The 6,912-nt window shown below is 74.5% G+C and carries 5 protein-coding genes and 1 pseudogene; 1 reads left to right on the top strand and 5 read right to left on the bottom strand.

Annotated features, from left to right (window positions below; genetic code table 11):
• Positions 1-275: pseudogene (locus AB0O00_RS25565) on the bottom strand (hypothetical protein); the annotation flags it as partial.
• A 137-nt stretch (positions 276-412) separates the two neighbouring features.
• The gene (locus AB0O00_RS25560) at positions 413-2,893 is read right to left on the bottom strand and encodes a SpoIIE family protein phosphatase (protein WP_363655486.1); all 2,481 of its coding nucleotides are present in this window, start codon (positions 2,891-2,893) and stop codon (positions 413-415) included.
• A 235-nt stretch (positions 2,894-3,128) separates the two neighbouring features.
• Here AB0O00_RS25560 and AB0O00_RS25555 point away from each other — a divergent pair, with 235 nt between their 5' ends.
• Positions 3,129-3,749: a DUF4232 domain-containing protein gene (locus tag AB0O00_RS25555; protein ID WP_363655484.1), complete on the top strand. Its 621-nt coding sequence runs from the start codon at positions 3,129-3,131 to the stop codon at positions 3,747-3,749.
• Between the two features lie 42 nt (positions 3,750-3,791).
• On the opposite strand, the gene AB0O00_RS25550 is transcribed toward AB0O00_RS25555, so the two are convergent.
• The 3 genes from AB0O00_RS25550 to AB0O00_RS25540 form a co-directional block, all read right to left on the bottom strand.
• The gene (locus AB0O00_RS25550; protein ID WP_363655482.1) at positions 3,792-4,181 is read right to left on the bottom strand and encodes a PH domain-containing protein; all 390 of its coding nucleotides are present in this window, start codon (positions 4,179-4,181) and stop codon (positions 3,792-3,794) included.
• Between the two features lie 179 nt (positions 4,182-4,360).
• Entirely contained in the window at positions 4,361-5,074 is a 714-nt protein-coding gene (locus AB0O00_RS25545; protein WP_363655480.1) for a hypothetical protein, read from the bottom strand.
• Between the two features lie 93 nt (positions 5,075-5,167).
• Positions 5,168-6,733: a long-chain fatty acid--CoA ligase gene (locus tag AB0O00_RS25540; RefSeq protein WP_363655478.1), complete on the bottom strand. Its 1,566-nt coding sequence runs from the start codon at positions 6,731-6,733 to the stop codon at positions 5,168-5,170.
• Positions 6,734-6,912 lie beyond the last annotated feature (179 nt).

The following is a 6,912-nucleotide window of genomic DNA, read 5'->3' as shown; positions in this document are numbered from 1 at the left end:
ACCACCAGCAGCGGGAGCGGCCCGGGCGCCCAGCCGCCCACGGCCGCCGTCACCAGCAGGACGCTCGCCGGGAAGGCCCGCCGCAGCAGGAAGAGCAGGACGGTCGCGACGGCGACCGGCACCGCCCAGCCGGTGTGGCCGACGACCTCCAGCAGGCCGGCGAGCCCGCCCAGCAGCAGGGCGGACACCGCCTCGCGCACCACCAGCCAGGGCCGCCAGGGCCCCGGCAGCGCCGTCCGTACCGCCTTCGTGCAGGCCCGTGCAATCGCGTTCACCCGTCCGAGGCTAACCGGAGTCGCCGGCCCTCCGCCGTCACCGTTCGTAGCACCGCCGCTCGACGAAAGTCGCGGCAGCCCGGCAAAGGTCGCCCGACGGAAGCCACATCAGCCCGGCGGACGTCACAGCCGGCGGCTCACCCGGGCGCCGGCCCGCGGAACTCCGTGAACAGCAGCGCGACGTCGTCCACCCGGTGCGTCGAGCCGACCTCCCGCAGCACCCGGTCCGCGAGCGCCTCCAGCCCCTCTCCTTCGAGGTGCCCGAGCACGGCCCGCAGCCGCTCCACCCCCTGGTCGATCGGCACCGCCGGGTCCTCCACCAGCCCGTCCGTGTACAGCGCCACCACCGACCCGGGTGCCAAGCGCAGCTCGCTGACCGGGTAGTCCGCGCCGTCGTCCACCCCCAGCAGCGGCCCGCCCGCCAGGTCCAGCACCTCCGACCGCCCGCCGGGCCGGCGCAGCACCGGCGGCAGGTGCCCGGCCCGGGCAATCCGGACGGTGCCGTCGGCCGGGGTGAGCCGGACCAGGCAGCAGCTGGCGAGCAGCCCGGGGTCGAGGTCGAGCAGCAGCCGGTTGGTGCGAGCGTGGACCCGGTCGGGCGGCTCGCCGCCGCTGGCGAAGGCGCGGACGGCGCTGCGCAGCTGGCCCATGGTGGCGGCGGCGCCGACGCTGTGGCCCTCGACGTCGCCGATGACGAGGGTGAGGTCGCCGTCGGTGACGATCGCGTCGTACCAGTCGCCGCCGATCTCCATGCCCTGGGTGCCGGGCAGGTAGCGGGCGGCGATGCGGATGCCGGGGACGGCGGGCAGCCGGTGCGGCAGCAGCGCCTGCTGCAGGCCGCGGGCGAGCGCGAACTCGGCGTCGTAGAGGCGGGCGCGCTCCAGGGCCTGGGCGATGAAGCCGCCGAGGGCGGTGAGCAGGCCGCGCTCCTCGATGGTGAAGGGGTGGGGCCCGTCGAAGCCGAGGATGCAGCTGCCGACGGGGTGGCCGGAGGCGATGAGCGGGAGGAACGCCCAGGCGCCCATCTCGTCGAGGGCGATGCCGGGGTAGGCGGCGGAGAGCTCCTGCACGTTCTCGAAGAAGATCGGGGTGCCGGTGCTGAGCGTCTCGGCGCCGGGGATGCGGGCGCTGGTGGGGGTGCCCTCGAAGCGGTCGAGGAAGCCGTCCGGGTAGCCGGCCTGCGAGACGAGGTGCAGGCGCTTGTCGCGGACGGCGTAGATGGCGAGCTCGTGGCCGCCGAAGGCCGGGAGGATCTGCTCGGCGACGGCCCGGCAGACGTCGGCGACGCTGACCGCCTCGGTGAGCGCGCTCGCGAGCTGGAGCAGGTGGTAGGTGTCGCCGAGGCCCGGACGGGCGCCGCGCGGCGGGGCGGCGGGCGCTCCGGCCGCGCCCGGCGGGGCCTCGGCCGCGACGACCCGGCCGGTGACGCCGTGCGCGTCCGGATAGAGGGAGAAGGCCAGCCAGCCGTCGGGCGGGCGGGTGGCGAGGAAGGCGGTGGGCTGCTGGGAGAGCATCGCCGCGCGGTAGCGGTTCTCGTAGAAGGGGTCGGCGAGCCAGGGCACGACCTCCCAGGGGAGGTGGCCGATCAGGTCCTCGCGCACCGCGCCGAGCAGCGGTTCGACGCCGCGGTTGGCGTAGGTGATGCGGCCGTCCGGGTCGAGCGAGAACACGCCCTCGCGCAGCCGCTCGACGGCCGCGGCGGCGGCGGTCAGGGTGCGGGTGTCCAGAACGGCGCCGACCAGGTGGGTGCTGTACTCCTCAATCGCCTTCGGCACGCGCGCCCACAGCTCGACGGGGTACGGGTGGCCGTCGCGCCCGAGCACGCGCACCCGGGCGGCCAGCACCTCGCCGTGTTCGAGGGCGAGCTTGGCGGCGGCCCGGAACTCCGGCAGGTCGCCCGGCGCGATCCGGGCGGTCAGCGAGCTGACCCGGCCGTCGAACTCGCCGGGGGCGAAGCCGAAGATCTCCCGGAACTGCTCGTCGGCAGCGAGCGCGCCGGTGGCCGTGTTCCAGTCGAACAGGCCCACCCGGGTGGTCGGCGGGGACGGCGCGGGCAGTTCCACCACCGGGCTGTCCCCGTTCGGCTCGACGGTCCGGCCGGCCGCCTCCAGCCCGGCGAGACCGTCCGCGAGGCGCTCCGCGACCGACCGCAGCCCGAGCGGCGCGCCCTGCGGCACGCCGTCGTCGGAGGCCGCCCACAGGACACTGAGCACCCCGAACCGGTCCTCGCCCGCCGTCACCGGCACGCACGCGGAGGCGAAGTCGTACGGCATGCCGACCGCGAGCTGCGGGAAGCGCCGCATGGTGTCCTCGGTGTCGGCGAGGGTGATCGTGCGCCCGGTGCGGAAGCTGACCGCCACCGGCAGCGGCCCGGCCGCCGCGACCCGCCGGAACGGGCTCATGATCGACAGCGGCACCCCGGCGATCGTGCACAGCACCAGCGAACGCCGGTCCCGCGAGCGCAGGTGCACCATCGCCCCGTACGCCCCCGTCCCGCCGAGCACCGCCCGGACGGCGTCCGCCAGCAGGGCGTCCCGCTCCTGCACCGCCCCGGCGGCGCGATCGGGCTCCCGGGGACGGTGCGGCCCGTTCGGACCGGCGGGCTCACCCTGGCGCATGCTCTTTTGCTACGCCGGGCCCCGAACGGTGTCAAGGCGAACCCACCCGGCTCACGGGCCCCGACAGTCCCGGGAACCTCGGGGGCGCGTCCGGCGCCGGCCAAGCGGGCGGCCGTCCTGGACGCTGTTACGCCTCCGGGACACGGATCCGCGAACCGGGCCTCCGGATCGGGGCGTCCTCTGGACTGATCGGGCGCACGACCGGCTGGCGTCCGTCCATACAAAGGGGTGGACCATGCGGGTCGGCAAGGCAGTGGCGGTTTCGGCGACGGTGCTGGTGCTGGGGCTCGGGGCGGCGGCGTGCAACGACGACACGGCGTCGACGAGCGCGGCCACGACGGCGGCGACGGCGGCAGCGACGGGAGCGGCGTCCAAGAGCGCCCCCGCTCCCACGTCCTCCGGCAAGGCCTCCACCCGCTGCCACACTGCCGACCTCAAGACCGACGTCCAGTTGCAGCCGGACTTCCCCGGGTCCGCGATGGTGATGCTCACCAACAAGGGCTCACGTACCTGCACCGTGAACGGCTACCTCGGCTACGGCGGCCTCGGGGCCGACAACAGCCCGATCGTGACCGGCAGTTCGCGCGTCGCGCACCCCGGGGCGCCGGTCGAGGTCAGTCTCAAGCCGGGCACCTCGGCCTTCTCCGGCGTCAAGTGGGCGTCCTGCGACAAGGCCGACCCGAAGTGCAAGGTCCTGGCCGGCATCACCGTCACCCCGCCCGACGAGACCACCCAGCTCACCGCGAACGTCATCGGCGTCGACGGCAAGCCGGTCGACCAACTGACCGTCTCCGCGGCCGGTTTCACGGTCGGCTCGCTCCAGCCCGTCAACCAGGGCGTGGTCTTCGCCTCCTGAGGGCGCGGCCGACGACGGGCGGACCGGTCCGGACAGGGTGTCTCAGTCGCCGGTCGGGCCGATGGCCGCCGAGCGGAAGGCGTTCAGCCGACGTTCGATGTCTTCCACGCGCTTCTTCCGGTACCCCGCGGTTCCGCGGAGCTGCACCGCGCGGCCGTCACGCAGGCGCAGCACGATCATCGAGACGCCGGGGCCGGACGTCGCGACGGCAACCTCCGCGACGTCCGGCCAGGCGATGCGATGCGGTCGGCCCATCGAGCGCTCGACGATGCCGCCCGGTCCGATCACCAGGCCGATCCGGGCACCCTGGTGGATCCACCCGACGGAGAGGACCAGGATGACCGCGTACATGATCTTGGCACCGAGCGGCTCCAGCGCGATGCCCTCCACGGAGATGAGGAAGAACACCAACCCCACCGCCACGATGATCACACGCTGGAACGGCGGGTACACCTTCACCGGCTTCACTCGTGCCACTCCGATCCGATCGTTGACCGTTTCTCGCGATCGGTCCCCCCGTTCGCGTCAGCGCCCGCAGTGTAGCGCCGCCGGTCCGTTCTCCATCAGGGCGAGGGCGGCTTCGGCCGCGCCCCGGCCGTGACGCCCCGACGTCACCAGGGGGGCCGCACCCGCAGCCGCAGCGTCCAGTGCCGGCGGCCGTCGGTCCCGTCCGGGTCCGAGTGCCTGAGGAGCACCCCGCACACCCCCGCCCCGAACAGCCAGGCCAGTAGCGACACCACCAGCCCCCAGCCGGAAGCGCCGACGATGAGCGGGCCGACCAGCAGCACGAGCGTCCAGACGCCCAGGAACATCCATGTGAACGCCCGCATCCCCGCCCAGCCGAACAGCGCCCCGAGGCGCCCCCCGCCGAACGCGGCCCACAGCAGCAGGCCCAAGCCACCCCACGCCGGCAGCAGAGCCAGCACCGCCTGGAGGCCGGACGACGGACCGCTCTCGTGCCGCTCGCCGCGCACCGTGATCGCGACGACCTCGTCGTGCCAGACCTCCAGGTCCGCGGGGTCGCCCTCGTGCGCCGCTTCGTACAGCGCGTGCGAGGCGTCGTGGTCCTCCGTCTTCTCCGAGGCCCGTCGGATCGTCAACCGGTAGTCATCGTCCGAGCGGTACGTGTCCAGCACCCGGCCGGTCTCCCGCGCGATGCAGTCGCGCGGCGCGCTCCCCGCGCTCCCCGCGCTCCCGGCCGGGCAGGCCGCGGCATGCCGGAACGCCATCGCGTCCCGGTACGGCTCCCCGACGAGACCGACGCTCCACCAGACTGCGGCCAGCCCGAGCAGCAGTGCGCAGCCCCGCACGATGATGTTCCGCATCCCCGTCCCTCCGCCAGGTTCCCGCCGTGAGGGACGCGCGGTCACCGGGCATCGGTTTCGGAGATCCTCCGGCGCCTTTCGCCAACGCCCTTATCAGTGGCCGAGGTTGTGGGTCTTGGGGTCGATCGACCGCTTGAGGATCTTGCCGGTCGGGCCTTTCGGGAGGGCTTCGACGATCCGGACCTCGCGCGGGTACTTGTAGGGCGCGACCCGGTCCTTGACGAAGGCGCGCAGGTCGTCGGGTTCGGCGGTGGTCCCGGGCTTGAGGGCGACCACAGCGGCGACCTCCTCGCCGAGGTCCGGGTGCGGGACGCCGATCACGGCGGCCTCGGCGACAGCCGGGTGCTCGTAGAGGACCTCCTCGACCTCCCGCGGGTAGACGTTGTAGCCGCCGCGGATGATGAGGTCCTTGATCCGGTCCACGATCCGGAAGTGGCCGTCCGGCTCCCGGATGCCGACGTCGCCGGTGCGCAGCCAGCCGTCCGGGATGGCCGCGGCGGTGGCCCCGGGGTTGTGCCAGTAGCCCTTCATGAGGTTGTGGCCGCGGATGGCGACCTCCCCGCGCTGCCCGTCGGGCACCTCACGGCCGTGGTCGTCGACGATCCGCATGTCGACGCCCTCGATCGGGGTGCCGACGGTGCCGGGCCTGCGGGGCCGGTCGGGGTGGTTGAAGCAGGCGACGGGGGAGGTCTCGGACAGCCCGTAGCCCTCCAGGACGGTGCAGGCGAAGGCGTCCTCGAACGCGCGCAGGACCTCGACCGGCAGGGCCGCGCCGCCCGAAATGCAGACACGCAACGATGCGCCGCGCGAGCTCTCGACGCCGCGCGGGCCATCGACGCCGCCCGGGCTTTCGACGGCGCGCGGGCGGTCGCCGGCCGCGAGCAGCGCGCCGTACATCGTGGGCACGCCGAGGAACGCGGTGACGCCGTCCCGGTCGATGATCTCCAGGGCCCTGGCGGCCTCGAAGCGCGGCAGCAGGGTCATGCAGGCGCCGGCGGCGACGGCGCAGTCCAGTCCGACGACCTGGCCGAACGCGTGGAACAGCGGGAGGCCGCCGAAGACCACGTCCTGCTCGGTCAGTTGGAGGATGGCGCTGCGCGTGACCTCGACGTTGCGGGCGATGCCGTGGTGGGTGAGCTCGGCGCCCTTGGGCCGGCCGGTGGTCCCGGAGGTGTAGAGGACGACGGCGGTGTCCGACGGCTCGCGCTCGACCAACTCCAGTTCCCAGTCGGCGAATCGGCCGCCTCCGGGGAGTCCGGCCGGGCCGATCGTCAGGCCGGTGACGCCGGCCGCCCGCGCGCCGACCAGCGCCTCGTCGGCGCACTCCCGCCAGGCCAGCAGCAGGGCGGCCTGCGAGTCCGCGAGGTGGTACTCGACCTCCCGCGCCCTGAGCAGCGGGTTCAGCGGCACCACGATCGCGCCGGCCCAGAGGATCCCGAAGTACAGCACGGCGAACACCGGCACGTTGGGCACCAGCAGCCCGACCCGGTCCCCGGGACGCACCCCCGCGCGGCGCAGGAGGGCGGCGGTCCGGGCCGCGGCGTCCGCCAGCCGGTCGTAGTCGAGGACGGTGTCGTCGAGCCGCACGGCCGGACGGCGGGGGAAGCGGTCGGCCGAATCGGCGAGGATCGCGGCGAGGTTGACCCCGGGACGGCTCACGAGCGGCTCCTTCGATGCCTTCGGGCAGGCCGGCCGCGCCGCTGTCCGAGGCGCGCCGCGAGCTACCGTGGGCCGCCCGGGCCCCCGTTGTCAACAGATCGTCCCGGTCCCGTCACCCACAGGGACGACGGGCGCCCCGACCGCACACGCGGTGCCGGCGCCCCAGGCCGGCGGCGCCG

It is taken from the genome of Kitasatospora sp. NPDC093558 (assembly GCF_040683475.1).
GTDB lineage: Bacteria > Actinomycetota > Actinomycetes > Streptomycetales > Streptomycetaceae > Kitasatospora.
This window is presented reverse-complemented; position numbering and strand designations above follow the sequence as displayed.

Coding starts and splice junctions, on each gene's coding strand:
- AB0O00_RS25560 (WP_363655486.1), bottom strand. CDS start 2,893: ATGCGCCAGGGTGAGCCCGCCGGTCCGAACGGGCCGCACCGTCCCCGG.
- AB0O00_RS25555 (WP_363655484.1), top strand. CDS start 3,129: ATGCGGGTCGGCAAGGCAGTGGCGGTTTCGGCGACGGTGCTGGTGCTG.
- AB0O00_RS25545 (WP_363655480.1), bottom strand. CDS start 5,074: ATGCGGAACATCATCGTGCGGGGCTGCGCACTGCTGCTCGGGCTGGCC.